Raw genomic sequence first — 25,993 nt, forward strand, 5'->3', positions numbered from 1 at the left:
CAAAGCAAGAACAAACATGGCTCGCCTTGCCGACAGGGGAACTATTTATGCTCCCGTTTGTCGGCCCAGGGCTACCGTAGCGTTCCAGGATCTCGAGGGCAGGGGACTGACCAAGGCGAGCGCGGCGAGACTGATCCGCGATCGCGACGGCCTGATCTCCCTGGTCGCCGAGTTGGGCTCTCTGACGCTCCAGGCGCGACGAGGGCGCCTGACACTTTCGACGCACATCTGCTGCGGGCATTGCCCTGCTGTGCGCAAATATGTGATGAGGAGGTGCCGCGCCATCGTTGCGGCGCGCAGATTAAGCCGGGCAGTGTGCTAACTTCCGCTGGCAATCGACCAATTTCCGGACCGGCCTGGTACGTGACCGTGATCTTGAGTCGCAGTGCATGGGAGTTCCATTCCCGATCTTGGCTTATTACGTGCACCGGAAGCGCTTCGTTGCGGGATAAGGCCATGTCCTTCAGTCGGAACTCGACGTCATTTCGCGTCTGATGACGGCAGAGTTTCTCTCTGCCGTCATCAGAACACATACCGAATGCTGGAGGATACAGGTGAAATTGAGAGACGCGGCACTTGCTGTTTTTTCAAACAAACGCCGAGGCGTGGCTTGGTATAAGATCGCACAGAAGAAGGCGGACAGATACGGCTTCTATGTCTATTCCAGCCATATGGTCTGGAAGGACCAGCCATTTTTCCGCAAGGCACTGCAGCGGGTCAAAAACATCCGCGGGATTCCAGATCCGCGAGCTTTTGTCCTGCAAAGCTGCCTACGATCGATCGAGCGGATCGACGGCGATGTGGCCGAATGCGGCGTAAGGCAAGGCCGGTCGACGATATTCATGCTGATGAGCGATCTTCGGCCACGGCACTATCACCTTTTCGACTCGTTCGCCGGCCTCTCGGAACCGACCGCAGAGGATCGCAAGCGAAACGGCCAAACGCCGTGGAAGTCCGGCGATCTCAGCACTGACGAGAGGGTAGCCAGAGAGAATATTTCGGACTTCGGCAACACAACTTTTCATGTGGGATGGATACCGGAAACTTTTCCCAGCGTAGCCGACCGGCGTTTCGCCCTGGTCCATATTGACGTCGATCTATACGAGCCGACGCGTGACGCGCTTGCCTTCTTCTACGATCGGGTGTGCGCACATGGCATCATCATATGCGATGACTACGGCTCCGCGCTCTGTCCTGGAGCCCGAAAGGCCTTTGACCAATTCTTCGAAAACCGCCCGGAAGGCATTATCGAACTTCCAACGGGGCAGGCGATTGTCGTAAAGGCAAGCTAGTCCTGAATGGTTGCGGCGGCTCTCCATCGGATGAAGCGAGGACGTCGCCGAAAGCCATGATGGAAATCGGCAGGGCAGGGGTATCAATTCTCGCTTGATGGCACCTGAGACGGAGCAAAATAGGCATTGAAGAACTGCTCAACGATCTCGTCGACGACTGAGTTCTTTACGTGCCGCAAGTCCTCTCTGTAGCTACGAGCAAGGCCCCCATAGGTGACAAGCTCGAACGAGGGAAGATAATGGACATTGTCCCGTTCCCGGCAGACTTGACCAAGCACGGCGCGAAGAACGGACTTGCCTTCAGTGCTCGCGGTGACGACATCCGCGTCCTGAAATGTGCGCGCCAATGCAACCGGTGAGACCGTGAGAATTATCGGCGCATCGGGTTTGCGTTCACGGACCATGTCCACGGCAGCCATCACGTTGGCGTAGTTTTCCTGAAAGCTGCTGACGTGAAGCGTTGTTTCCTGCATTCCGCCGCCGCCGAGATAGAGCGGCTTCTGCGCTGCTGCTTTGCCACTGGCCTTGTTGATGAAGACCTCGGTCATTCCAAAGGTGAATATGAATGCCGTGGCGGCATCGAAGCCAGCCCGCATTTCCCGGTTTACGCTCCCGATCACCTCTTTGAGAACTTCCGGAGATTTGGCGAAAATACCGCGCCGATACGGGTCCTGAAAGCTGGCCGAGCCCCAAGGGACGCGTTTCTTGACCTGCCACCAGTCGTCGTCTGCCTGATCCCACACGCCAAGCATTTGCTCGAGCTGGAGGCGAACAGTGAAAGTGTTGTAGAAGTTCATATGTTCCTGCCGAGGCAGCTCATCTACAATGGCCTCCGCGGGGTCGAAGCTGATATTTCCGTAGGACGGGACGCATGCGATGCGTCTGTTTGTCAACGCGCGTCGAATTTCCTGCGCAAAGCAACTCCCCATCGTGAAGAATATATCGTCAGAAGTTAATACGGGGGTCTTGCGTATAGTAATGGCGCCAGAGCTTACAAAGTCGCCATACTTCGCGTTCAATTTATCCGACGCCATCAGACGGACAGGTTTGGCGTATCCGAGTCGATTGCGTATCCGAAGGTACCTTCGTTTAACTCGCTCCAGAAATGGCACAGTCGCTCCATAGTGGTCACAGCTGGCCCCAACCGCAATGCCGGACATGTAGTCCGCTTCCCGGCTAGCTGCAATCAGAAGGATTCAAGATTGACTATTCGAACGACGTCAGACCTCAGATGCGGTTCTTTTGGCGCATGTTGTCGCGGCGCAGTCTGGTTCCGCTTCACGCTTCATTGAGGCGTCTGTCGGGCTGTCCGCTGACCCCGACAGTTGTGCAGAAATCGCCTTTGGTGGATCGGCAACGCAACATGAGCCGCGCCCTTGGGACCGGGGGATCTCTCTCGCGCACGTCTGGCGTAACCCAAGGCAGACCGAGGGATTAGGGCCTACCAGAGAGGGTAATTGTCCTCCGGCTCAGCTTCCTCGTCAGCTTTTCCTCGTTTTTTTATGACCATCCGCACCAATGCTATTGCGGCTACAACCAGCAAAGCAGCGGATGTCCAAAAAAATATACTATTCATGGAAAACATTCATAGTTTTTCTCTCGTATACGTCAGTATATTAGAGGTTTCTCTTTGGAAAAGTTCAGAAGACCCTGTTCCATAATCGCGTTGGCAACAATCCTGGCAGCGGAATCCGCTCCCTTCTCGGTGAAATGCACCTCGTCGTAATAATTTCTATCCAAAGTCTCGCTGCGTTGGCAAAGGTAAGGCAACGATCCATGGAGATCAACGACCGAGGCGCCGGTTCGCTTGGCTATGTCTTCCACAATGCGTCTGTGTTCCCAAACCGCGTTTGCAGCGGGATCGTTTGGGTCTTCCTGCCGATAATTGGGGTTTACGAAGAGAACCGAGGCTCCGGCTGCCTTTGCGAGGACGACCAGTGCACTAAAGTTCGCACGAAACGCGTCTGGTGGATTGTGCGCAATGTGCTTCGAATTTCGACGTCCATCGCCTCGACGTCGAACAATGTTCCCGACATACGCGGTCGCCAGATTTTGCCGTCTTTTGAACCAACCCGAAAGCCCGCCACCTGACGGTGGCTCGAACCAGGAGCAGGAATACTGGTTGTAGTCTCGAGACAGTCCTTCCAGTCGCCGAGGATGAACATCATTGTGGGTATAGTAGTATATGATAAGATTAGGTGACAATGGTGCTACGTGGAAAAGAAGTCTCAAAACGTTCTCGACCGAGGTATATCCGCCAACTCCCGCGTTGACGATGTCAATTTCGACTCCCGGTTTCAGATCCCTCAGGTATTCGCCCAGCCGGTGCGGATAAGTACGGCTATCGTCTTCTATTCCGGTACAATAAGTAGACGATTCTCCCATACAGACAACTCTTAGACATTGCTCCGGCTTCGGCATGGCGGTTTCCGGGCCCCGGAAGCCCAGGCTATTGTGTCTCGATCTGCCGTTGCCCGAGTGCCACACAGGATTCAGCTCATATAGGGTATAGGGGTTTGGCCGAACCAAAGGTGTCGGGCAACCAGCCCATTTGGCAATCAAGCCTGGGAAACCGATCTGGAGCAGCGCCCTATCGCCTAGAAGCATAATGAGGCCTTTGCGCAAAGTGCGCCGCGCTCTCCAAAGTTGCTTTTTAACCACGTTCATCTCGACACCATGTAGCAACGCCTTTCGTGCGCGTGCTCAATCGGGCTCAAACTCACCGCGGTAGTCCATTGCGAGGGCGGAATCCTGCTTCGGCTTATGGAGAACGCAGTTACCAGCCACCAGCACGTCCAGATCCGTTCCCATGAAGCAGCGAAAAGCATCCGTCGGGGAACATACGATCGGCTCGCTGCGCACATTGAAACTGGTGTTCACCAAGACAGGACAGCCGGTAAGCGCTTCAAACCGGGTGATCAACGCGTGGTATAGCGGGTTGGTCTCGACGTGCACCGTCTGAATCCTGGCCGAATAGTCGACATGCGTGACGGCAGGAATCTCGGACCGACGGACGTTCAGCTTGTCTATTCCGAACATAGCGGCCTCGGATGCAGTCATCGCGCGGTGACGGCTCTGCTTAACCGGAGCAACGAGGAGCATATAAGGCGATTCACCCTCCAGATCGAACCAGTCCGACACATGTGCCGACAGGACTGAGGGGGCGAACGGACGAAAACTCTCGCGAAACTTGACCTTGAGATTGAGCGTCTTCTGCATATGGTCCGACCGCGGATCTGCAAGGATGGATCTGTTGCCAAGCGCCCGTGGTCCGAATTCCATCCTGCCCTGGAACCACCCCACCGCCTTGCCGTCGGCCAGCGCCGCAGCCGTGGCATCGATCAGTTGGTCGGTTGGCATGACTTCGAAAACGGCTTTGGCTCGGCTGAGTTGCGCTTCGATCTCGCTCTGACCGAATTCCGGACCGAGATAACTCCCTTTCATGGAATCTTGCTTGGCTATAACCCGCTCACCGCCGAGTTTAAGATGCCAGGCGGCGAGTGCTGCCCCAAGCGAGCCTCCTGCGTCGCCGGCTGCGGGCTGAACCCAGATTCTCTTGAAGGCACCATCTCTGAGCACTTTGCCGTTCGCCACGCAGTTAAGCGCCACACCGCCGGCCATGCACAGATTGGGAATTGCAAAATCTCGTGCCAAGCTGCGGGTCAGCCGAAGAACGATCTCATCGGCGACGGCTTGGATGGACGCGGCAACGTCCATGTGAAAATCAGTTAACGGATCGGTATCAGGGCGCCTTACCGGCTGTCCGAAGAGGCTGGCGAACCGTGCGTTCGTCATTTTCAGTCCAGTGGCATACGCGAAATAGCTTTGGTCGAGACGGAAGGTTCCGTCCTCCTTCAGGTCGACCAGCTTTTCCAGGATCAGCGATTTGAACCGAGGCACACCATAGGGGGCCAGCCCCATCACCTTGTATTCGCCACTGTTTATCTTGAAGCCGAGATAATAACAGAACGCTGCGTATAGAAGCCCGAGCGAATGCGGAAACCGCAATTCCCGCACGACATCGAGAGTTGCGCCCCTGCCGATCGCAACTGTCGTGGTTGCTTTCTCGCCAACGCCGTCGAGAGTCAAAACCACAGCTTCGTTAAAGGGCGACGGGAAAAACGCGCTGGCCGCGTGGCTCACGTGGTGTTCGGAAAAAAGGATCCGGGATGGATCCTTGAAGCCGCGGTCGATTCTGCGGAGTTCGTCGAAAATGATCCTCTTCTGAAATAATTTTCCCGTCAGCCAAGCGGGCATCGCCTTTCGGAATGAATCGAATCCGCTAGGAGCGGCGTCGAGATAGGTTTCAAGCAGACGCGAAAATTTTAGCAGCGGCTTTTCATAGAATACGACGTAGTCCACATCCTTCAGCAAGACACCGCCGGTCTGCAAAACGGACCGAATGGCGTTTGAGGGGAAGCGTTCGTCGGCTTTTCGACGGGTGAACCGCTCCTCCTGGGCCGCCGAAATGATGGCGCCGTCGACGACGAGGGAGGCCGCGCTGTCGTGGTAGAAAGCCGATATGCCCAATATATTGGTCATAATATTGTCTTCAAAACTGATTGGTCATCGAGTTCAAATCGTTCTTGGTTCTTCGTTCAATCCAAAATGTATCATTGGAATGCGTTCTTTGGAGCCGTCGGCAGATCACTCTGACCAACCGGCGTGCAAATCCGACGGGAAATACCACCCCAAAGAACGTCGATGCACACACCAAGTCGGAAAACCAACCATTGGTCGCAGCCCTCTTGGAGGGCACGTTGTGAATGTCAGACACTATTTTCGCCCACCACGAGAATGCACCCAAGCTATTGGCAAACGATTGAGCCGAAGGAACAAAGCTTGTCAAGGACGCGGCATATCACCGAGCCGATTGAGCCCGTGCGGCAGCCTTGACGGTCGCCATTCAATGAGTCGGGTTCGGCATTGACTGCGGCTCCGAACGAAGCCACAGACATGGAATAGGATATGAACTATCGCGGATGCTCAAGCGGCGTCCCGAAATCGTGCGGGTCGGCAGAGAGCAGAGGCCCTCCGGTACCAACGCACATCGCATCGGGAAATGGAATGAGCGCAAAGAGACGAATTTCGGCGGTGCTGGCATACCCGCTGGTTAAGCGTCTGATCATCGAGAACCTGCCGCCGCACAAAACGCTGTATCTCGCCGGTTTGCTGTGTTCGATCGCCGTTGCGGCGACGACCGCCGCGTCGGCTTGGATCATGAGCACCATGGTCAATAGCATCTATGTGGAACGCAACGCTGCCGCCGCATGGGGTATCAGCGCCGTAATCATCGGCATTTTCCTGGTTAAGGGCATAGCCGCCTATTGCCAGACCATCACGACGGGAAAGATTCGCCGGGCTATCGTCTCGGACCTGCAAAACCGCCAGTTTTCTCGAATGGTGCGTTTCGACATCGGTCGTTTCGCCAATCAGCATCCGGCGAAATTCGTCTCCAAGATCATGTTCAACGCGCGCGCCGGGTCATCCGTTATTCTGACGCTCACGAGCAGCACCGTCTCCGATGTGCTGACGCTGATTGGCCTGGCAAGCGTCATGGTCAAGCAGGATCCGATGATGTCGCTGATATCCGTGGCGGTTCTGCCGCTGCTGTTCCTGTCGGTGGGCGCCATAACCAGGAAGCTCAAGGCGCTGGCAAGGGGCGAGACGGAGTTGGCTGCACTGGTCCAGTCGATCGGCACGGAAGCCGTCGAAGGTATCCGGACCATCAAGTCCTTTCAGCTCGAAGACAAGGCGGTCGCCAGCTTCGCAAAGGCCGTCGGCAAGATGGAAAGGCGCGGCATCCAGATAAACCGGACGTCAGCGTTGATGAGTCCGTTGATGGAGACCGGCGGCGGCGTGATCATCGGGCTGTTCGTCATTTATGCCAGTTGGCAGACCCTCGGCAACGGCAAGACCCCGGGCGAGTTCATGGCCTTCATAACCGCCTTTCTGCTTGCCTATGAGCCCGCCAAGCGGCTGGCCCGCGTCAATGTCGATATCCAGAAGCAGATGGTGGCGGTTGAGCAGATGTATGATTTGATCGATACGCCCGAGCAGCGACAACTCGCAACCGCCGGCGAGCGCCTCACCGATGTCGAGGGCGGTATCCGTTTTGAAGATGTGGCCTTCTCCTACGAAGGCAACAGCCCGGCGCTGCACGGCGTTTCCTTCGAGGTACGGCCCCGTGAGAAGCTGGCGATCGTCGGCCGCTCCGGCGCCGGCAAGACCACCATCGTCAATCTGATCCTGCGCCTCATTGAGCCGGACAAGGGCCGGATCCTCATCGACGGAAAGGACATTTCCAAGATCGGCCTCGCCGACGTTCGCGACAATATCGCACTGGTGTCACAGGATGTCTTCCTGTTCGAAGGCTCGATCCGCGACAACATCCGCGACGGACGCCCGGGCGCCACCGATCAGGAAATCGAGTCCGCGGCGGACCTCGCCCGGGTCACCAGCTTTTCCTCCAGCCTTGAAAACGGGCTCGACACTCTTGTCGGGCCGAGTGGCACCAACCTGTCGGGCGGGCAGAAACAACGCGTCGCCATCGCGCGCGCGCTGCTCAAGAATGCTCCGGTAATCGTCTATGATGAAGCAACGTCCGCGCTTGACGGCGAAAACGAACGGGCGGTCATGGAGGCTGCTTTCGACGATGCATTCGAGCGCACGGTGATCTGCATTGCGCACAGGCTTTCAACCATCAAGGCAGCCGATCGCATCCTGGTGTTTGACGCTGGCATTCTGGCGGACGCCGGGACTCATGACGAGCTTGCCAGGCGCAGCGAAATTTATCGCTCGATCTTTCACCTGGAGGCGTCCGGCCCGATCGTCGAGGGCAGCAAGCAGCTGCGGCAAAGCGTTTTGCGCTGACGGCGATGACCAGTTTTTATCACGGTTCCTATGTCAGGTATGTGATTGCTGGGATAGGCCTGCGATTGCGCCGATACACAAAGGCCGCGCGGACATTGTTTGCCGGCTCCAAGCCTCATTCCGTTCTTGAGCTGCAGGCCAAGGCCGACGCGCTGATCGCGCGCAGGGACTGGACAGGCCTTGAAGCAAGTATCAATGAAATGGCCATCATGGCTGACCGTTCCCGCAACCCCGAGCTGATGCAGAAGGCAGGACAGGCCTTCGAACGGCTGGGCAACTTCGCCCGGGCGGCCGAGCTTCGGCTTACCGCTCGCCGGCTGCGGAAGGGGAAAAATGCCAACGAGTGGACCGGGGAGAACCTCGGTTCGGATACACTGCTGATCGATCTTGTGGAGGATGACCCGCGCAGCCTTGGCCGGGTTATCCGCCACGCGCGACTGGCCGGCGCCGCCGCTGCCTATGCGCAAAGTGCAACAATTCGGGCAGAGCCGCGGCTCATATCAATTCTGCAGCGAACGTTCCCGAAGGCGACCGTGGTCCCGGCGCAGCAGGATGTGATCGGCGACAAACGTGCGACCTTCGAACATCTCGCCTGGGTGTTCGGACGCGATGCCGAGAAACTTGCCGCCGACTTCGTGCCGCTGCGAGCAGATCCTGGGCTCGTCGAGACATTCCGCAAGCATTATCGCTCGATCACGGATCTGCCGCTGGTCGGCCTCTCCTGGGGTAGCAAATCCCACACCAAGGACGTGCCTGACTTCCCCGAATGGGCACGGTTCATCGCCCAGACACAAGCGACATTCGTTTCGCTTCAGTACGGACAGATCAAGCCGGCGCTGCGGCGCCTGCGCAATGGCAATGACGCGCGTCTTATCTATGACGACAGCGTTGACCAGATGGTCGATATGGACCGGTTCGCTGCACAGGTCGCAGCGCTCGATGCCGTCGTGACGATCAGCAACACGGCGGCTCATCTATCCGGAGCACTTGGTATTCCGACTATTTTCCTGATCGACGACAATTTTCAGACGGCGTGGCCAGTCATCGGCGATCGAACGCCTTGGTATCCGAAGGGCGTCGTCATTCGTAAGGAAGGGCGCGCGTGGTCGGTGGTGCTCGACGAGGTTGGTCAAAGACTCTCGTCGATCTTGACGACGCATTCCGACGCTGCCTGTTGAGGATCGCCGTGCCGAACAGACGATCCGTCCTTCAAAAAGCAAAAGCTGCGGACCTGCGCCCGCAAGCAGGCGCGGCCAAGCGGCTACAGACACTTTTTGATCGAGCAAAGGAACTTCTTAAACGGCCCTCGCGTCATGCCGACGAAAGCGTCGAACGGCATATGAGGCTGATGGCGGAGAGCGTCGAGCGAAGCGACTGGAAGGCGGCCCGGGACCATGCGCTGGCACTCGGCCTGCTGGGTGAGCAGCTTGGCGATCGCGGGCTTGTCAAGAAAGCCGGGCGTGGCCTCAGACGTCTCGGCGGCGGGAACCGTGCCTGGCAGTTGATTGCGTCGAGCAAGCAAATGCCAGGCAGGCCCGAATGGGATGGCAGTGATCTTGCGGGTCGCAGGCTTGCCGTCGAGCGCCGCGAAGGCGATCTTGCGATTTTCCTTCAGTTCGCGTCGTTGCTCGGCCCGGTGATCGCGGCTGCCGAGCGATGCATCGTCTCGGTCGAGCCGCGACTGGTGCCACTCTATCGCCGAACATATCCTGCGCTCGATCTCAGGCTGGAGGAACAGGGGGAGGTGGCGGCGGTGGACGCCGATGTCTTCGCCTGCTTCGAGACACTGGCGAAGCACTTCTGGCCGGATGAACCGGCAGCACGCGCGCCCTTCGTCCCGTTGGAGCCGGACCGCCGATTGGTCGCCGAGTTGCGCAGCACTTACCTCGATCGCGGCCCCGGTCCTCTGATCGGCTTTGCCTGGGGAAGCCTGAACAAGGCCAAGGACCTGCCGGCCCTGGACGATTGGCGGGCGTTGCTCGGCAGCCTGCCGGGACGTTTCGTCAGCCTGCAATATGGCGATGTCGGGCCGGCGCTCTCCGAGTTCGAGCACTGGGCGCCGGGACGCATCATCCATGACGCTTCCGTCGACCAGTTGTCGGATATGGACCGCTTTGCCGCGCAAATCGCTGCGCTCGATGCCGTGGTGACGATCAGCAATACCGGCGCCAATCTGGCGGGGGCGCTTGGCGTCCCAACGGTCGTCATGCTCGACGACGGGTTTCGGCTGTCGTGGCCCGCCTTCGGCGAGACCGTGGCCACATATCCAAGCGTTCGACTGGTCAGAAAAGGCGGCCAGGCATGGGCGTCCGCAATGCAGGAAGCAGGTGGACGGATCAGGCAAATCATCAGTGGAGTTGCTGATGGCCGATAGCCGATTTCTTCTCCGGTTCCGCCGCGCTATCGCGCTTGCCGGCTACAAATACAAGGTTTGGTTCCGCAGTCATCGGCGGCAGCTTTTCCTTCGCTGGCGTGACGGCGATATTGCCGATCAGATGGCGGATTATCGGCGAAGCATCGAGGCGCGCGATTGGTCGGCCGCGCTGCCGAAAGCCCTGGCGCTAGCATCGATCGCGAAGTCGAGGGGCGAGGTACATCTGCTCGACGAGCTCGGCAAGGCGCTGATGCGGATGGGCGCTTACGGCCCGGCGGCCGAACTCAAGATCGCCCGGCGCCATATCGTTGAAGGCCGTGTCGAGCGTGAGTGGCTCGGCCAGGATGTCTCGGGCCAGGTACTGCTCGTCGACCTGATGGAGACCGAGAAGCAGGGGCTGGCCACCGCGATCCATCATGCGAGTTCCGTCGGCCGCGCGCTCGCCCGCGCCGCACGATTGATCGTGCTCGTCGAGCATCGGTTGGTGCCGTTGTTTCAGCGGACATTTCCCATTGCCGATGTGCGGGCTGTCGGTCCCGGGAACAAGGCCGCCTACGCCGAGGCGCAGGCCTTTGCCGGCGTCCAGCATCTGACTGCTGTGTTCGAAACCAATGAGGCGACGATCCGGGAGCATTTCGTCCCGCTTAAACCGGATCCGGCGCGGGTCGCTGAACTTCGCGCCCGCTACAGCGAGGACGGCCGGCCGCTGGTCGGCGTCGCATGGGGCAGCTCCAATCCCGGCAAGGACCTGCCGCCGCTGGCGGCGTGGCGTCCCCTGCTTGGCCGACAGGACCTTCGGTTCGTTTCGCTGCAATATGGCCGGACCGAGTCAGACCTGAAAATCTTGACCGATGGCGACCCGACACGTGTGTTGCACGACCCTACCGTGGATCAGCTTGTCGACATGGACATGTTCGCCGCGCAGGTTGCAGCGATGGACGCCGTCGTAACCATCAGCAACACCGGGGCCCACCTGGCGGGCGCCCTCGGCGTCCCGTCGGTCTTCATCCTTGGTGACGGCTTCAAACGTTCGTGGCCAGTGGAGGGCGACCGCACGCCCTACTATCCTTCGGCCGTGCTGGTCTCAAAGCGCGAACGGCCCTGGGCCGAGGTGATGGACGAGGCGCGACACCACATGTGCTCACTCATCGCCTCTAGTTGACTCCGCCACGCCTGGCATCGCGAACGCACTAGGAAGGCCACAGCAGCCAAGTGGTCAAGGGCCTTTTTTTACGGCGAGAACGCTGTAAACTGCCGGCTGGCGGCTGGTTCAAGACTTGGAGGGCGATGCATATCTTTGGGTAGGTCGGGGAACAAGTCGGCTTCTCTTATCAGCGAAGACTTTGTGCAGCGGCTCCTCGCGGTGTACAGGCTTGTGCATCCAGGAAACCTGTTCAGGCGGGGGCGTATCTACGCTCGCGGCAGGGCAGAGACGAGGACGGTCTACTTCGTCCCACACAATCGCAACAATGTTCGTCTGCTGGCTGATGCGGCTCAACTTCTGGTCGACGGCGGCATTCAATGCGTATTCGCGCATATTGACGGATTGAAACGCGGCGGCGTCGCACGCCCTGAACTAAACACCCGGGGAATGTCGCATATCAGCTTTGCTGAGCTCAAGCGGACGATCAGACCCTGCGACATGCTGGTGACTGGAAATGACTATGCACCGCAATTTTTTAGGCGGTTCATAGATTCTATCAACTTCGGAATGGTCCGTGTGGTCGGCCTCATCGGAGGTGCGAGACTGCTGCAGCCGCATCGATTTGTGAGAGCTGACTACATCCTGTCGATGGGACCGGCAGCGCTGCAGCAACGACGACAACCGACCTACATTGTCGGCTCCCCGGTAATTGAGCGTGCTGTCGAAAACGCGGGCGCCAGGCACGATGAAGGGCTTTTCGTGCTGGTGAACTTCAAGGGGGATATCGAAGACCTCGCAGACCGCCAATCGATTGAAGCGGTGGCAGCCGCATGTGCGAAACTCGGCCTTGCCCATGTCGTTAGTGTCCATCCCACGATGTTCGCAAAAGTCGACATGCCGAACAAATCGCCCGTAGACTTCGCACAACTGCTCCCGGACGCCCTGGCGCTAGTAACTCGCCCAAGCACCACTGTTTACGAAGCGATCGCCTGCGGCATTCCGGTGGTGCTCTTTCCGCTGGTTTCGCCGATGGTCGAGTTCGACAGTCCTATGGGCGCTTTCAAACCAACATGGTCGGAGCATCAACTCGTCGACGATATCCTTGCTGCGGTCAGGTCAAGACCGACCTATTTTGAGCAAAGCCGGGACTTCCTCAATGCCAATCTGTCGATTGATCCAAAGATGCCAGCTTCGCAACGGATCGCCAATGCTTTGATCGATATTTACAACCGCTGATTTTGCGCAATCAAAGTGCTCGCAATCGGAGGCCTAAGTTGAGATTGTTGTCCAACTTCTTTGCAAAAAGGCCGCCACTCCTTGTCGTCTCGTTTCCCAAGTCCGGGCGGACGTGGCTGCGCGTAATGCTTGACGATCTGGGCGTCAATGCGGCTTACACGCATGATGGTTCCGACCACAAGGAGCTGCGTGACATTGCACAGATCAGCACCGACAAATCACGCTACAAACGGCAGCGGATCCTATTTCTGACGCGAGACCCCCGCGACACTGTGGTGTCTGGATATTTTCAGGTTTGCAAACGCCATCAGCTGGGAGCAGGTCCGATAGGCGAATGTGTAAGGAGCCCCAAACACGGCGTCGAGAAGATTGCCCTTTTCAATCTGCAGTGGTTCGCAGCCGCAAGTTACATGCGAAAAATTGCGTTTCTGCGCTATGAAGATATGCAGCGGGATACAAACGACGCTTTGCGCAGTGTCGGAAACTTTGTGGGAAAGTCCTTCGACGAGTCCAACCTTGCTGATGTGGTCGTCAGTAGGTCGTTCAAACGAATGCAGCAATCTGAAATCTCAGGAGAACTGGGTGCGCGCTATGGCGGAAAATTGCGACCACGCAATCCTGACGACCCGGAAAGTTTCAAGGTTCGAAAAGGTAAGGTCGGTGGTTATTTGGACTACCTCAGCGTAGATGATGTAGCCTTCTGCGACAATGTACTTGCGCGGCTCGATTACTGGAAGCGGCTCGATGAGGCCTTCCTGCGGCATGGCATATCTTATATCGGCGACAGGGGCAGGTGTGAATTGATCCGATGCATCGGTTTGTCTGCGGATGCGGACATAGCGGCACGACGCCGATAGCTACGATTTTGCCTCATATGCCGATGCCTTTTTTGCCATCTAGGTTCTGCTCTCCGGTTCGAGAAGGCCGAGAAGCAGGTCTGGCTGGCCACAGCGATCCATCATGCGAGTTCTATCGGCCCGCGCGCTCGGCCCGGGCCGATCCCCAGATCACGGCCGCCTACGGCCCTGGGCCGAGGTGATGGACGAGGCGGAGAAGAACATGAGGCGCCTGCTCGAGGCCGCTCGAGCCTGACCGTACAAATCAGCAGGGCGGTTGAGCATCCAGGCAGTTTCCTATACTGGTCTGGCCCGGCTGGCGGAGCCGGCAAAAAGCTTTCGAACCGAAGATCTTCCTGCGGAGCCAATGATGTGCGGATTGTTCGGCGTCTATCGTGCCGAGGGCTTTTCGCCCGACGATATCCATCGTGCCGACCAGGCCCGCGACACGCTTGTGCACCGCGGCCCGAATTATGGCGGCGCACGTGTCACCAGCGATCTCTATCACGGGTTTCGGCGCCTCAGCATTATCGACCTCTCGGCGGCAGGCAATCAGCCCATGGTCAGCGCCGACGGGAAGTTCGCGATCACGGTCAATGGTGAGATCTACAACTATCGCGAGCTCCGCGCCGATCTGATTGCCAAAGGCTGCGTATTCACCTCGCAGTCCGATTCCGAAGTTGTGCTGCATGGCTATCGGGTGTGGGGGCTCGAAGGGCTCTGCGAGAAGCTGGACGGCATGTATGCGGCCGTGATCCATGACGGGGAACGCCGCAAGCTGCATGCGATCCGCGACCGGCCGGGCATGAAGCCGTTCTTCTACTTCCATTCGGGACGCCGATTTGCCTGGGCGTCGGAACTCAAAGCGCTGCAGACCTGGCTCGGCGACGATCTGCCGCCGATCGACGAGACGGCTGTCCTGGACTATCTCGCATGCCGCTATATTCCAGCGCCCAAAAGCCTTTACCGCAATATCTTCAAACTTCCGGCCGCAAGTCGGCTGACATTCGATCTGGAAACCGGCCGCGTCGATGTCGGGCGTTACTGGACCATGCCTACCGAACTCCGCTCGGACAATGACGACCGCCTGGCCGACGGGCTGCGGGGCCGCATGCAGGCGAGCGTCGCCGCTCACATGGTGAGCGATGTGCCGGTCGGCTATTTTCTGAGTGGCGGCATAGACTCGGCGGTTGTCCTGTCGCATGCCGTTGCGGTGAACCCCACGGCAAAGGCGTTTTCGATCGGCTTCGAAGATCCAAGATTTGACGAGAGCGCGCAGGCGGCCAAGGTCGCGGCGCTGTTCGGCGCCGAACACGCGATCCGGATCCTGCAGCCGACAGAGCTCGATGACGTCTTCCACCGCACGCGGGAATGGTATGACGAGCCGCTTTCCGACAAGGCCGCCATCCCGGCGTTTCGTGTCTGCGAATTTGCCAGCCGCGACAGGACCGTCGTGCTGACGGGCGATGGCGGGGACGAGCTTTTCGGCGGCTATCGCTCATACAAGCGGTTTAGCGGCATTCGCAGGAAGCAACGTTTCGTCCCGTTCGGTTCACAGAGCGGGTGGCGCCTGAAGGACCGCAATTTGCGCCTGATCACCACGCGTGACCCGGTCGAGCTCTCCATCGCCATTGGCTCCGGCAGAACGAGATGGCAGCGCGACGTCTATCGCGAACGCCTTGCCATCGCTGCTGACTATGATGAACTCGCCCATCTCAGGGCGTGGTGGAAGCCGGAACTCGGACCGTTGCGCAGCCTGCAATATCTCGATTTTCATACCAGTCTGCCCAACAATATCCTGACCAAGGTCGATCGGTTGAGCATGTCGGTTTCGCTCGAAGCGCGTATCCCGTTCCTGTCGCGAACGATGATCGAATATGCGTTCAGCCTGCCGGAGTCGTTTCTTTACAAGGATGGCCAGCTTAAGGGCGGGCTTAAATACGCATATCGCAATGTTTTGCCGGCAAGCACGCTCAAACGTAAGAAGCAGGGATTTGGTCTTCCACAAAGCTGGAAGCGAACGGCCGTGGCTTCGCAATCCGAGGAAAGCTATCAGGAGGCGGTATTGTCCGGTTTCCTGAAAGGCGCCAAGTTTTCGAATGCCTCCGCATAGCCACCCTCAAGGCTGCCAGCATTTCTTTTTCGCCGTGACGGAGCGGGGTCGGGCCATGGGAGCACTGCCGACATGGTGATGCGGACCGGATTCATATGCGGCTGCGGTCATAGCGGCACGACGTTGATCGCGACGATCCTCGCAGCCCATCCCGACGTCTACCTGCCGTTCCAGGAAACCAATGTCTTCTTCAAATGGACGCCGCTGGCGATGTTTCGCTATTGGAAGCTGAAGCGCGCGGCGCGCGGTGCCGGAAAGACCTTGCTGCTTGAAAAAACGCCGCGGCATATCCGTCGCGTCGGCCGTATTCGCCGCCTCGTGCCCGGGGCGCGTTTCGTGATGCCGGTGCGGGACGGGCGCGACGTCGTGGCGTCATTGGCCAAGCGTCTTGGCGATCCAAGGGAGGCGCTCGACCGCTGGATCGGCGACAATGCGCTCGTTCTCGCCGAACAAGGACAGCCGGATGTACTGATCTATCGCTACGAGGATCTGGTCGAGGATCCGGCCAAGATCGTCGAGCGCATCTGCGGCTTTCTCAACCTGCCCTTCAGCCCGGACCTGCTCGACTATCACAGGAAGCCGCAGCAATGGTTCAAGCCGGCCGAAGTCGAACTTGAGAAGCAACATACTGCACTCCGCAACCAGCAGGTCAATCAGCCGATCTATGACGGGCGCGGACGATGGAAGACCGACCTTGGTCAGCAGGAATTGGCGGAGCTTACCGAGGGCCGTGGGAAGCCCCTGATGCAGGCTTTCGGGTACCTTTGAGCGATACGCCCGATATTTTCACTCTGGAAGCGCGCGCGGATAGCCAAACTGATCGAAGTCGCGCTCATATGCGCGATAGATGGAATCCGCCAGTTCTGGCGTGAAGTAGTCGGCAAGCCTGCGACGCGAGGAGGTGTGCAGGGGCGGCATCGCCGCGCGCCGCATATCGTCGCCTGCACCGACATGATCGAGAACCCGTTCGAAATCCTTTGCGAAAGTCTCGGTCTTGCCGATGAGGTCGAACGCAACTCCTGGAACTTCGACAATGTCGCTTTGCCTCTGCCAATGTTTGTCGATGCGCCATGTGGACGTCTTGCAGGCAAAGGCGACGAAATCTGCAAAGGACAGGCTCTTGTCAGCGCCGACAGGCAGCGCCGGATCGGCCCGTTCGCGGTGGGCCAGATAGACCTCGACCCTGCCATAGCCAGGCACAAGGGGACGGTCGCGATATTGGTCGGCCCAGCACGACAACAGCCTGGTGTAGGGATTGCGAACGAAGGTAAATCGCAAGGCTTCAGCACTTGTCGCCATGTGGTGGAACTGCACGATGCCATGGCGAGGCGCCTGCAACCGTGACGCCTTTCGGTTGTGGACCTTCCAGTTCTGGTCGCTGCGCCACCCCGACACGGTGTCGTTGCCGATCATGGCTGCAAGGTTGCTTCGAATGCGGCTGCTGGCCGCCTTCGGCGTTGCCAGGTACAGGATCTTGAGTTGCGGGACCACGTCGATCAGGTCGTCCGGCAGGTATGCGGTTGCCACGGCCCTGCGGTAGAAGGCGAGGGCTTCCGGATGCGCCCAGGCAAGAAACGGCTCCCTGACTACGTCGCGAAGGCTTTGCATCCGTGGCCGCAACGAGCGCTCGAGGCGACGGAATGCGCCGAGCTGGGGTTTGCCCGGCACGACATTATCGGGCGAAACATGGCTGGTCGTCATCGGCAAAAACCCTCGCCTTGAAATCAGTCTACCTGTCGTGGCATAGGCCTGTAAGCAGGCAGACTGGCTTTACCGCATTGCCCTATCCAAGGCTGGCTTACGGCGCTTAATAGACTGCGAAGAAACTCCCGCCAAGTTCGAAAGCTCAATTGAGGTGGATAGAGGCATCGCGCGTCGCACGGGCTTGTCACAGCACGACCAACGCTTCCGGCCCTGGTGCAGGACAATGATCGCCTTTTGTGCTGCGATGTTTTTCCGGGGGTGGGAAGGCGTTAGACAACGCAAATGTTCCGCCAAATTTTTTACATTCAATCTCTAACTTGGCAGCGTCGACTGACTTACGCTATACGCCGCGGTGGGCACGGTAAACGGGGGACGAAACCACTCACGGATCGAGCTCGAATGTGCTGAAACGATTTCGGAAAATCAAAACAAAGGTTGGCCGAACGGTCGCCAAAAGGACCATACCGGCTTCTCCGTTTTACAAGCGATACCCGTATGGCGGCAAATTGACGATACTGACCGCCGATCGGCAAGGATTGTTTGATCCCGATCACGGATTTTTCTACAATCGCATTGCGAAGTCGGCCAACTCTACGGTCACAATAAACTTGGCCCAGCTTAAATTTCGCGAAAAGTTCCAGCTCGCCGGCGCGAAGAAACAATTGCTGCAGAGCGACACCCTGTTGCGTCCGTCGCAATTGACCGTCGATCAGGTTGATTCGATTTCGAACGTGTTCGCGTTCACGTTTGTGCGGAATCCCTACAGCCGCGTGCTGTCGGCCTATTTGGATAAGGTCGCGACGGGAAAGAAAAACATCGGTAAGCGCGGCAATATCCCGACTTTCTGTGAATTTTGTGATCTCCTGGAAGATGGCTGGCTGTATGCGGACCTCCATTGGGCTCCGCAGACATCGTCGCTTGTCATGCCCACGTCCGAGTTTGATTTTATCGGTCGTGTCGAAAATTTCGCCGAGGACTTCCAAAAGGTGTGGGATCGGATCAGTGGCGGCAGGCAAATCAGCAACACCATCCACCGCAGCCAAAGCCGAACGGATGCGACGAGCAAGGCCGACGATTACTATGATAAGAGATCGCGCGGGATCGTCTCTAGCCTCTATGCCGAGGATTTTGAGGCTTTCGGCTACTGACGGCAATGCGCGGCTTCTGCTCGGCGGCGCACAGTCTACCTCAGGAAAACGACACTCCAGTCGATCATGTGCAAATCTTCACGGCGTAGCGAGGTCAAATGGCTCTGTCTCAGCATGATCGGCAGGTCCAAGCCGAACCGACAGTGCCGATCCTGTTCGTGCGCCAGCGTTATGCGCCTTTCGGTGGAGGCGAGATCATGCTGGAAAACATCATGGCCGCGTTCGCGGCGCGTCAGCGGCCGGTGGCCGTGCTCTCCGGCGACTGGCCGCGTAATGAAGGGATAGAGTTCATTCATTGCGCCGGCCGCCGCTTTCCGCGTTCGCTGCGGGCGACGTCCTTTGCTCAAGCCGCCTGCCGCAAGATCGCCGAGATGCCACGGGCGCTGGTGCAGAGCAACGATCGCCTCCCGTGCTGCGATGTCTTCCGGGCCGGGGAGGGCGTTCATGCCGCCTATCTTGCCGAGCGGCGGCGTTTCCAGACGCGGCTTGGCAGGGCGGCAATGGCGCTGAGCCCTTTTCACCGCCAGACGCTGCGCCTCGAGCGCGCAACCTATGCCAGCCCACGGCTCAAAGCTGTCATTGCGATTTCGAAAATGGTCGCAGACGACATTGTCCGTCACTACGATTATCCGGCGGAAAATGTGCACCATATCCCCAACGGCGTGGACCTCCACCGCTTCAATCCGCAACTGCGCCAACAGCATCGGACCGCGGTCCGCGCGCGGCTCGACGTCGACGATAACAGGTCGGTCGTCCTGTTTGTCGGCTCGGGCTTTGCGCGAAAGGGGCTTCTTGCACTGATGAGGGCTGTCGCCAGGCTCGATGGCGAGCCGGAATTGTGGGTCGTCGGCCACGATTCGCGCGCCAACGCCTTCAGGCAGACTGGTGACAGGCTGGGTCTCGGCGCAAGGCTCAAGATGCTGGGGCCGCAAAAGGACATGTTGCCGTGGTACGGCGCGGCCGATATTGCCGTGCTGCCTTCCATCTATGATCCTTTCGGCACAGTGGTGATCGAGGCCATGGCCAGCGGCTTGCCCGCTGTGGTAAGCACCGGCTGCGGAGCGCGCGAGCTTGTCGAGCGGTTCGAGCCGACGCTTGTTTGCGACGCGGCCAGCGAAAGCGACCTCGCTGCAGGGCTCGCGCACGCGCTGCAGTTGTCGTCACGATTTGAGACCGCGACCCGGGTGAGAGCGGCGGCCGAGCATTATGATTTCAACCTCATGATAAAGCGAATGATGGCGCTGTATGAAAGCCTTGATCTGAAATGATTTTCGACTTTGTTGGATTAGGTTAGTACCCTCAGTGCGCTAACAGGCCGGGAGCCGATGCTGCAGATACATTCGAATGACAGCGGCAGCTTTGATGCCGGAACCTTCTGACCGTGCCGGTGCTCTCGGTCGTTATCATCACCCGCAATGAGGAGGCGTCCATCGCGCGCTGCCTTCGTTCGGTGGATTTTGCCGACGAAATCGTCGTTCTAGACAATGACAGCAGCGACAGAACCAGGGACATTGCCGGTGATCTCGGAGCCAAGGTTTTGATGACCCTTGATTGGCCCGGTTTCGGCGCGCAAAAAAACCGTGCGCTTGCCGCGGCAACGGGGGATTGGATCCTTTCGCTGGATGCCGATGAGTGGGTGGAGGCGCCGCTCGGTGCGGAAATCAGGGCCGCAATCGCCGACCCAAAAGGCTATGACGGCTTCGAAATACCGAGAAGATCGCGCTTTTGCGGGCATATTGTCCGCCATGGCGGCTGGTCACCCGATCTGGTGCTCAGGCTATTTCGTCACCGCTCCGGGCGCTTCAGCGACGATACCGTGCACGAGAAAGTAGTGGTGAACGGGAAGGTCGGGCGATTGTCCCAGCCGATCGAGCACGACTCCATCGCCGACCTGGCGGATGCCCACGACAAGATTGGCCGGTACGCCGAAGCGTCCGCCGCGCGGCTGCTTGCCGAGGGCAAAAAAAGCTCGATAGGCAAGGCGGTTTTGCGCTCTGTCTGGGCTTATATGCGCAGCTATGTTTTCCGGCTGGGATTTCTGGACGGTTCCACTGGGGCGATGGTTGCCGCTTATTCCGCCAGCTACACCTATCAGAAATGGGCGCGTGTGGCATTGGGGAGCGAGGCCAATTCCACCCGAACCAGCAAGACCGAGGCCAGGACAAATCTGTGAGAAACCGGCTTGGGCGACCGCCATTGTTGCCGAGCCATCGCCAACTAGTTAGTGTACGACCGTTTAAATCGAAAGCCAGGGTAGTGAATATGACTGATGCGTTTAGGGTATTTATCGGATGGGACAGCCGTGAGCCGATCGCGTACGACGTCGCGCGCCACTCGCTGCTCAAACATGCGTCGGCGCCTGTCTCCGTCATTCCGATCAAGCAGGACGAGATGCGTAGCCGCGGGCTGTACTGGCGGGAAAAAGACCCGCTCGCCTCAACGGAGTTCACCTACACGCGCTTTCTGACGCCCTTTCTCGCCGGCTACACGGGTTGGGCCCTGTTTTGCGATTGCGATTTCCTGTGGCTCGGTGACGTCGCAGGCCTGCTGAAATATACGGACTCGGAAAAGGCGGTCTATTGCGTCCAGCATGACTATACGCCGAAGGCCACGACCAAGATGGATGGCGTGGTCCAGACATCCTATCCTCGGAAAAACTGGTCGTCGTTGATGCTGTTCAATTGCGCGCATCCCTCGGTCAAATCGCTCACGCCAGAGGTCGTGAACCAGGAAAGTGGCGCCTATCTTCACCGAATGCAGTGGGTTGCCGACGAAGATCTGGGCTCATTGCCGGTAGAGTGGAATTGGCTCGAAGGCTGGAACGAAAAGCCTGCTGTCGGCACACCTAAGGCGGTCCACTATACGAGCGGCGGCCCGTGGTTTGCCGAGTGGCAGAATGTCGACTATGCCGATTTGTGGATAGCAGAACGCGACGAATTCCTGGCTTCAGATCAAGCACAATCTTCTCAGAGCGCAGTTCGATAAGCGCCATCGTGTTTGGCAGGTGAGCGCTTCCGAAGTGGAATCGATTTCGTGTCGCGAAGAGCGCAGCAACCAGCCGTCAGACGCTGGGCGTCGACAACAATGCGTGGTGCCGCCTTGGGGCGGGACCGGGGGCGGATTGTGCCTAAATCTGGCGGTTCCGGCCGGATAAGATGCCGCACCAGGTAAGGATCAGCTCGCGGCAATATGATCGGTCTGGGGTCCGTCAGCTCTTTCATCGGCCTAGCCGGCACGCGAAAGTCGACCATGCCGTCATTGCGAAGACGCCTCGATCGTTTTTTGGAAAACCGCGGGCCTAAAATACCGCGGCTGCAGCTGAACCATGTCGAGCGCCTGGCGCTGGTCCGTCGCCATGGTGATTTTTCCCTTGCCTATTCGGCCGCCGTGCAGAAGGGGCTTCATTACTTCGGCGATGCCCAGGGCTACATCGCTTACGGCAGCAAAACGCGACATCATTTCGCGCTCGGTGACCCAATGGCTGCCCCGGCCGATCGGCGCGACTATATCAAACGTTTCGTCGAGGTTGCAGGCAGCCCGTGGTTCGTGCAGATCGGCGAACAGACGGCGCGCGTGCTTGCCGGGCTTGGCTATCAGGTCAACCGCCTTGGCGTCGACACCAGGCTTGTCCTGCCCGGCCACGACTTTTCCGGAAGGCGCAATGAGACAGTGCGCTATTCCGAACGTTGGCTCTTGAGGAAGGGGTTTTCCTTTGCGGAGGACAACGGGACCGTCTTCCTCGACGAGATTGCCAGGCTCTCCCAGAACTGGCGGGCAGACCGCATCGTCAAGCGCTGGGAGATGAGGTTTCTCAACAGGCCCTTTGCCGATCACCTTGGCATCGACATGCGCCGCTTCGTCCTGCACGGTCCGGATGGAGAGCTCGTGGCCTTGCTGGATTTCGATCCGCTGTTCAGTGACGGCAAGGTCATCGGCTACACCACCTCGTTCAAGCGCAAGCACATCGATGCCTCGGCGCATGCCGAGATCGGCCTGACCAAATTTGCGGTCGACCGCTTTCGCAACGAAGGTGTTTCCGTCGTTACCCTCGGCCTGTCGCCGCTGGTCGAAATCGGACCCAGCGGGTTTGTCGAAAGCGATTTCTGGCGGTGCGCTTTCCAGCGCGCCTATGAATCGCCGTGGGTCAATCGCACCCGCTTCAACCTGCAGGGGCAGGCGGCCTTCAAGCGCCGGTTCCACGGTGTCGAAGAGCCGACCTATCTCGCCTTTCGCAAGGGGACCTTTTTCGAGGCGCTTTCTCTGCTCCGGCTGATCAGGGCCGTCTAGTGCCTGGTGGATGGGGCTCGTCGTCTCCCAGTATGTCGACCTCACACCGGCCAGGCTTGGTTGTTTAGGTGGGAAAGGAAGGCCGCGGCGGGATGCAAAAGACCGGCCGCGAAGCGCCGGACGGTTCTTGCTGTCGTCCCCAGTCCCGCCGGGGCACTTTTGGTAGCCCGAGAACGGCTCCGCATCAGCGCCAAGGGGTCGGATTCACGGTTGCTGCAGCGTACCGCCAGGAATAACGAGGGTACCTTGGCCTGGCCTTGAGTATCTGAAGCCTATGAAGAACAAAGCGACGATGATCAAACAAATGACGATGACCGCGACGACGCTGCCAGGACGGTGTCCGGTATCTGGCGGTTGGACCATTGCCTTCCCGCATGGCTATCGCCGTTGACCTTCTTCATTCTCCAGCCGAGCATGACGACTGTCAATGGATGCAGGAGTTGCCCCCGCCGTCTGTTGCGCAAAATGTTTTCCCGTGGGTTAGTGGCGGCGCGTTGAGTTGGCCAAATGATCGATCAACCTCTACCCGTTCACGGGAGAGGGTATCGTCCTTCGACGAACTCGCGAGGCAGGTGGGCGGCGCGGACTCAACCAATATTACGGGAAGACCGCCGCGTATTCGCTGCGGAAATCCCCGATGACGTCGTCGACCGTCATGTCGGGGTCGCCCTGGAATGTGTACATCGTATTCCACACCGAGTTCAGCCAGTCGGTGTCGGATATGTTGAAAGGATTCTGGACGCTGAAGCCGGGCTTTTTCAGCGAGTCGAGGACGAGCTGGTTGCAGGCGTCGAGCTTGTCGGTCGGAACGTCCAGGCGCACCGGGCTCGATCCCTTGATGGAAGCGAACTCGGCGTTGATCTTGGGGTCGACGACGGTACCGGCGAAGTCGAGCTCTGCCTTGAGCACGTCATCGGGCTGGCCGCCGAGGATGCCGAACGCATCCACCGTCACCGATAGCGCCTTGGTGCCGGGAATGTTGATGCAGCCGAAATCCTCGCCGAGCACCTTCTTGTTGGCCTTCCACTGACCCTTCATCCAGTCGCCATGGATCTGCATGAGCGTCTTGCCCGAAATGACCGTGCTGGTCGTCTCGTTCCATTGCCGGTTCACCCAGCCCGCGTCGGCCTGGCTGGTGATCTTGCGGAACATGTCGATCGCGTCGCGCAGGCCTTTCTCGTCGAACACAGTCTTGTCAGGCGTTTCACCATAGAAGCGGTTGTATATGTCCGGGCCGGCGACGGCAGCGACCAGGGCATGAAAGAGATAGCCGGCCTGAAACGTGTTGCCGCCCACTCCGATGAAGGTGAAGCCGGCCTGCTGGACCTTTTTCATGTCGGCGAACATATCGTCGAGCGAGGCCCATTTGGTCGGGTCGACGCCGGCCTCGGCGGCGACCTTCTTGTTGTAGTAGATCATCCCGTCGATATGGACGCCGGTCGGGATTTTGCGGATCTCGCCGTCGACCTTGATTGACTTCAAAACCGTTTCGGGAAAATTCGGCGTCGCCCCGATCTTGTCGAAATAGGCGTCGAGCGGCTCGCCCAGTCCGCGTTTGGTCAGATCGCGATAAAGGCCAGGCTCGGAGTTGATGAACAAATTGGGTGGTGTGCCGGCGACGATCAGGCTGACCAGCGGGCTGGAGCCGGCCTGCTCGTGCGGCACGGCCATCTCGGTAATCTTATTACCTTTCGCTTCGAACGCCTTGACGATCGCGTTGAGCGCGCCGATCTCGCTCTCATTCGACCATGTATGGAACAGTTTGAGCTCGGTGGCGGCGGCGCTGGCGAACGGCGCGGCGCCGATCGCCAGCGCCAGTCCAAATGCGCCCAGCAGTCTCTTGGACGTCAGTCTTCTGGACATCGTTTCCTCCCTATTGATGTTAAATCCGACTCCGAGTTTCGGCGTCGAAAAGATTGAACCGGTCGGCCGGAAAGATCGCTCTGACGCTGGCGCCGTCCCGCAGCGCGCCGATCTGCGAATGGTCTACATGCACAGCCAGCAGCTCGTCGGCGGCCGCCAAGAAGGCGGTACCGTCGCTACCGGTCTTTTCGCTGTAGCGCAGCGGCAGGTCGAAGATGGCGGCCGGTTTGCCGCCATTCGGCCTGCCGATCGAGAAATGCTCCGGCCGCAAGCCGACCAGCACCTTCATGCCCGTGGCCGGCTGCCTGATGAAGGAATAGTCGGACAGGTCCATCTCGACGCCGGTCGACCGGTGGGTCGCGACGACGCGGTTGCCGGTGAGATCGATCGTCGTCTCGAAGACGTTCATCGGCTGCGAGCCGACAAAACGAGCGACGAAGAGGTTGGCCGGCCGCTCGTAGATCTCGTCCGGCGTGCCGATCTGCTGGATGACGCCGCCGTCCATTACAGCGATCCGCGTCGCCATAGTCATCGCTTCGACCTGGTCATGGGTAACGTAGACGACCGTCTTCTTGAGGTCGTGGTGGAGCTTCTTGATCTCCAGACGCATCTCGGTGCGCAGCTTGGCGTCGAGGTTGGACAACGGCTCGTCGAACAGGAACACGTCGACATTCTTCACCAGCGCGCGGCCGATGGCGACGCGCTGGCGCTGGCCGCCGGACAGTTGCGCCGGACGGCGGTCGAGCAGCGGTTCGATACGCAACAGCTGTGCGGCCCAGGCGACACGCCGCTCTATCTCGCCGCGGTCGAGCCGTTGCGCCGAGAGGCCGAACTTCAGGTTGCCGCGCACCGTTTTTGTCGGATAGAGCGCATAGGACTGGAACACCATGGCCAGGCCGCGGTCCTTGGGATCGAGATCGGTGACATCGCGGCCGCCGATGGTGATCGAGCCTGCGGTCACCTCCTGCAGGCCGGCAAGCAGGTTAAGCAATGTGGTCTTGCCGCAGCCGGACGGGCCGAGCAGCACCAGGAACTCGCCGTCATTGACGGTGAGGTCGAGATCCTCGAGCACGGTGACGCGCCCGAACTGCTTGACGATATTTTTGAATTCGACCTTCGGCAC

The 25,993-nt window shown here is 58.9% G+C and carries 20 protein-coding genes; 14 read left to right on the forward strand and 6 right to left on the reverse strand.

The features are described 5' to 3' along the window. Positions 1 to 554 precede the first annotated feature (554 nt). Positions 555 to 1,292 (forward strand): TylF/MycF/NovP-related O-methyltransferase, encoded by a 738-nt coding sequence (locus tag NKH63_RS15225; RefSeq protein ID WP_051409619.1) that lies wholly within the window; start codon positions 555 to 557, stop codon positions 1,290 to 1,292. A gap of 83 nt (positions 1,293 to 1,375) precedes the next feature. Here the strand turns inward: NKH63_RS15225 and NKH63_RS15230 are convergent, their stop codons facing one another. From NKH63_RS15230 to NKH63_RS15240, 3 genes are all read right to left on the reverse strand, one after another. Next, the gene (locus tag NKH63_RS15230) at positions 1,376 to 2,452 is read right to left on the reverse strand and encodes a GSCFA domain-containing protein (RefSeq protein WP_084642470.1); all 1,077 of its coding nucleotides are present in this window, start codon (positions 2,450 to 2,452) and stop codon (positions 1,376 to 1,378) included. Positions 2,453 to 2,900: 448 nt separating this feature from the next. Beyond that, positions 2,901 to 3,713, reverse strand: coding sequence for an SGNH/GDSL hydrolase family protein (locus NKH63_RS15235; RefSeq protein WP_352482642.1), 813 nt, complete (start codon positions 3,711 to 3,713; stop codon positions 2,901 to 2,903). A 282-nt stretch (positions 3,714 to 3,995) separates the two neighbouring features. Continuing rightward, positions 3,996 to 5,834: a carbamoyltransferase family protein gene (locus NKH63_RS15240; RefSeq protein ID WP_031193594.1), complete on the reverse strand. Its 1,839-nt coding sequence runs from the start codon at positions 5,832 to 5,834 to the stop codon at positions 3,996 to 3,998. Positions 5,835 to 6,359: 525 nt separating this feature from the next. Here NKH63_RS15240 and NKH63_RS15245 point away from each other — a divergent pair. From NKH63_RS15245 to NKH63_RS15280, 8 genes are all read left to right on the forward strand, one after another. Continuing rightward, a complete protein-coding gene (locus tag NKH63_RS15245; protein WP_051409617.1) occupies positions 6,360 to 8,165 on the forward strand; it encodes an ABC transporter ATP-binding protein in 1,806 nt (601 codons plus the stop codon). A gap of 65 nt (positions 8,166 to 8,230) precedes the next feature. Then, positions 8,231 to 9,343 carry a hypothetical protein gene (locus NKH63_RS15250; protein WP_352482640.1) on the forward strand — a complete coding sequence of 371 codons (1,113 nt, stop codon included), beginning with the start codon at positions 8,231 to 8,233 and terminating at the stop codon, positions 9,341 to 9,343. A 170-nt stretch (positions 9,344 to 9,513) separates the two neighbouring features. After that, positions 9,514 to 10,539: a glycosyltransferase family 9 protein gene (locus tag NKH63_RS15255; protein WP_352918076.1), complete on the forward strand. Its 1,026-nt coding sequence runs from the start codon at positions 9,514 to 9,516 to the stop codon at positions 10,537 to 10,539. Continuing rightward, complete coding sequence (locus tag NKH63_RS15260) at positions 10,529 to 11,701, forward strand: glycosyltransferase family 9 protein (RefSeq protein WP_352482637.1); 1,173 nt, start codon at positions 10,529 to 10,531, stop codon at positions 11,699 to 11,701. The genes NKH63_RS15255 and NKH63_RS15260 overlap by 11 nt, the downstream gene beginning before the upstream one ends. A 183-nt stretch (positions 11,702 to 11,884) precedes the next feature. Continuing rightward, on the forward strand, positions 11,885 to 12,919 hold the full coding sequence (locus NKH63_RS15265) for a hypothetical protein (RefSeq protein WP_352918079.1): 1,035 nt from the start codon (positions 11,885 to 11,887) through the stop codon (positions 12,917 to 12,919). Between the two features lie 125 nt (positions 12,920 to 13,044). Further along, positions 13,045 to 13,776: a sulfotransferase domain-containing protein gene (locus NKH63_RS15270; protein WP_352482634.1), complete on the forward strand. Its 732-nt coding sequence runs from the start codon at positions 13,045 to 13,047 to the stop codon at positions 13,774 to 13,776. A gap of 349 nt (positions 13,777 to 14,125) precedes the next feature. After that, positions 14,126 to 15,868 carry an asparagine synthase (glutamine-hydrolyzing) gene (asnB, locus tag NKH63_RS15275; protein WP_352482632.1) on the forward strand — a complete coding sequence of 581 codons (1,743 nt, stop codon included), beginning with the start codon at positions 14,126 to 14,128 and terminating at the stop codon, positions 15,866 to 15,868. Positions 15,869 to 15,940: 72 nt separating this feature from the next. Continuing rightward, on the forward strand, positions 15,941 to 16,636 hold the full coding sequence (locus NKH63_RS15280) for a sulfotransferase family protein (RefSeq protein WP_023717684.1): 696 nt from the start codon (positions 15,941 to 15,943) through the stop codon (positions 16,634 to 16,636). Positions 16,637 to 16,654: 18 nt separating this feature from the next. Here NKH63_RS15280 and NKH63_RS15285 read toward each other — a convergent pair whose 3' ends face one another. Then, on the reverse strand, positions 16,655 to 17,569 hold the full coding sequence (locus NKH63_RS15285; RefSeq protein ID WP_352482630.1) for a sulfotransferase family protein: 915 nt from the start codon (positions 17,567 to 17,569) through the stop codon (positions 16,655 to 16,657). Positions 17,570 to 18,078: 509 nt separating this feature from the next. Between NKH63_RS15285 and NKH63_RS15290 the strand changes: the two genes are divergently transcribed. From NKH63_RS15290 to NKH63_RS15310, 5 genes are all read left to right on the forward strand, one after another. After that, a complete protein-coding gene (locus NKH63_RS15290) occupies positions 18,079 to 18,720 on the forward strand; it encodes a sulfotransferase family protein (protein WP_023717682.1) in 642 nt (213 codons plus the stop codon). 98 nt (positions 18,721 to 18,818) lie between these two features. Then, positions 18,819 to 19,988, forward strand: coding sequence for a glycosyltransferase family 4 protein (locus NKH63_RS15295; RefSeq protein WP_352482629.1), 1,170 nt, complete (start codon positions 18,819 to 18,821; stop codon positions 19,986 to 19,988). 113 nt (positions 19,989 to 20,101) lie between these two features. Beyond that, the gene (locus NKH63_RS15300; RefSeq protein WP_352482628.1) at positions 20,102 to 20,893 is read left to right on the forward strand and encodes a glycosyltransferase family 2 protein; all 792 of its coding nucleotides are present in this window, start codon (positions 20,102 to 20,104) and stop codon (positions 20,891 to 20,893) included. An 89-nt stretch (positions 20,894 to 20,982) separates the two neighbouring features. Then, positions 20,983 to 21,705, forward strand: a complete 723-nt coding sequence (locus NKH63_RS15305; protein ID WP_023717679.1) for an LPS glycosyltransferase — start codon at positions 20,983 to 20,985, stop codon at positions 21,703 to 21,705. Between the two features lie 264 nt (positions 21,706 to 21,969). Next, a complete protein-coding gene (locus NKH63_RS15310; RefSeq protein ID WP_023717678.1) occupies positions 21,970 to 23,007 on the forward strand; it encodes a phosphatidylglycerol lysyltransferase domain-containing protein in 1,038 nt (345 codons plus the stop codon). Between the two features lie 597 nt (positions 23,008 to 23,604). On the opposite strand, the gene NKH63_RS15315 is transcribed toward NKH63_RS15310, so the two are convergent. Then, the gene (locus tag NKH63_RS15315) at positions 23,605 to 24,870 is read right to left on the reverse strand and encodes an ABC transporter substrate-binding protein (RefSeq protein WP_023717677.1); all 1,266 of its coding nucleotides are present in this window, start codon (positions 24,868 to 24,870) and stop codon (positions 23,605 to 23,607) included. Between the two features lie 19 nt (positions 24,871 to 24,889). Beyond that, positions 24,890 to 25,993 (reverse strand): ABC transporter ATP-binding protein, encoded by a 1,104-nt coding sequence (locus NKH63_RS15320; RefSeq protein ID WP_352482627.1) that lies wholly within the window; start codon positions 25,991 to 25,993, stop codon positions 24,890 to 24,892.

The sequence above is a fragment of the Mesorhizobium sp. M0960 genome, assembly GCF_040319055.1.
Taxonomy (GTDB): Bacteria; Pseudomonadota; Alphaproteobacteria; order Rhizobiales; family Rhizobiaceae; genus Mesorhizobium.

Coding starts and splice junctions, on each gene's coding strand:
- NKH63_RS15230 (WP_084642470.1), bottom strand. CDS start 2,452: ATGTCCGGCATTGCGGTTGGGGCCAGCTGTGACCACTATGGAGCGACT.
- NKH63_RS15235 (WP_352482642.1), bottom strand. CDS start 3,713: ATGCCGAAGCCGGAGCAATGTCTAAGAGTTGTCTGTATGGGAGAATCG.
- NKH63_RS15240 (WP_031193594.1), bottom strand. CDS start 5,834: ATGACCAATATATTGGGCATATCGGCTTTCTACCACGACAGCGCGGCC.
- NKH63_RS15245 (WP_051409617.1), top strand. CDS start 6,360: ATGAGCGCAAAGAGACGAATTTCGGCGGTGCTGGCATACCCGCTGGTT.
- NKH63_RS15255 (WP_352918076.1), top strand. CDS start 9,514: ATGGCGGAGAGCGTCGAGCGAAGCGACTGGAAGGCGGCCCGGGACCAT.
- NKH63_RS15260 (WP_352482637.1), top strand. CDS start 10,529: ATGGCCGATAGCCGATTTCTTCTCCGGTTCCGCCGCGCTATCGCGCTT.
- NKH63_RS15270 (WP_352482634.1), top strand. CDS start 13,045: ATGCTTGACGATCTGGGCGTCAATGCGGCTTACACGCATGATGGTTCC.
- asnB (WP_352482632.1), top strand. CDS start 14,126: ATGTGCGGATTGTTCGGCGTCTATCGTGCCGAGGGCTTTTCGCCCGAC.
- NKH63_RS15280 (WP_023717684.1), top strand. CDS start 15,941: ATGGTGATGCGGACCGGATTCATATGCGGCTGCGGTCATAGCGGCACG.
- NKH63_RS15285 (WP_352482630.1), bottom strand. CDS start 17,569: ATGACGACCAGCCATGTTTCGCCCGATAATGTCGTGCCGGGCAAACCC.
- NKH63_RS15295 (WP_352482629.1), top strand. CDS start 18,819: ATGGCTCTGTCTCAGCATGATCGGCAGGTCCAAGCCGAACCGACAGTG.
- NKH63_RS15305 (WP_023717679.1), top strand. CDS start 20,983: ATGACTGATGCGTTTAGGGTATTTATCGGATGGGACAGCCGTGAGCCG.
- NKH63_RS15310 (WP_023717678.1), top strand. CDS start 21,970: ATGCCGTCATTGCGAAGACGCCTCGATCGTTTTTTGGAAAACCGCGGG.
- NKH63_RS15315 (WP_023717677.1), bottom strand. CDS start 24,870: ATGTCCAGAAGACTGACGTCCAAGAGACTGCTGGGCGCATTTGGACTG.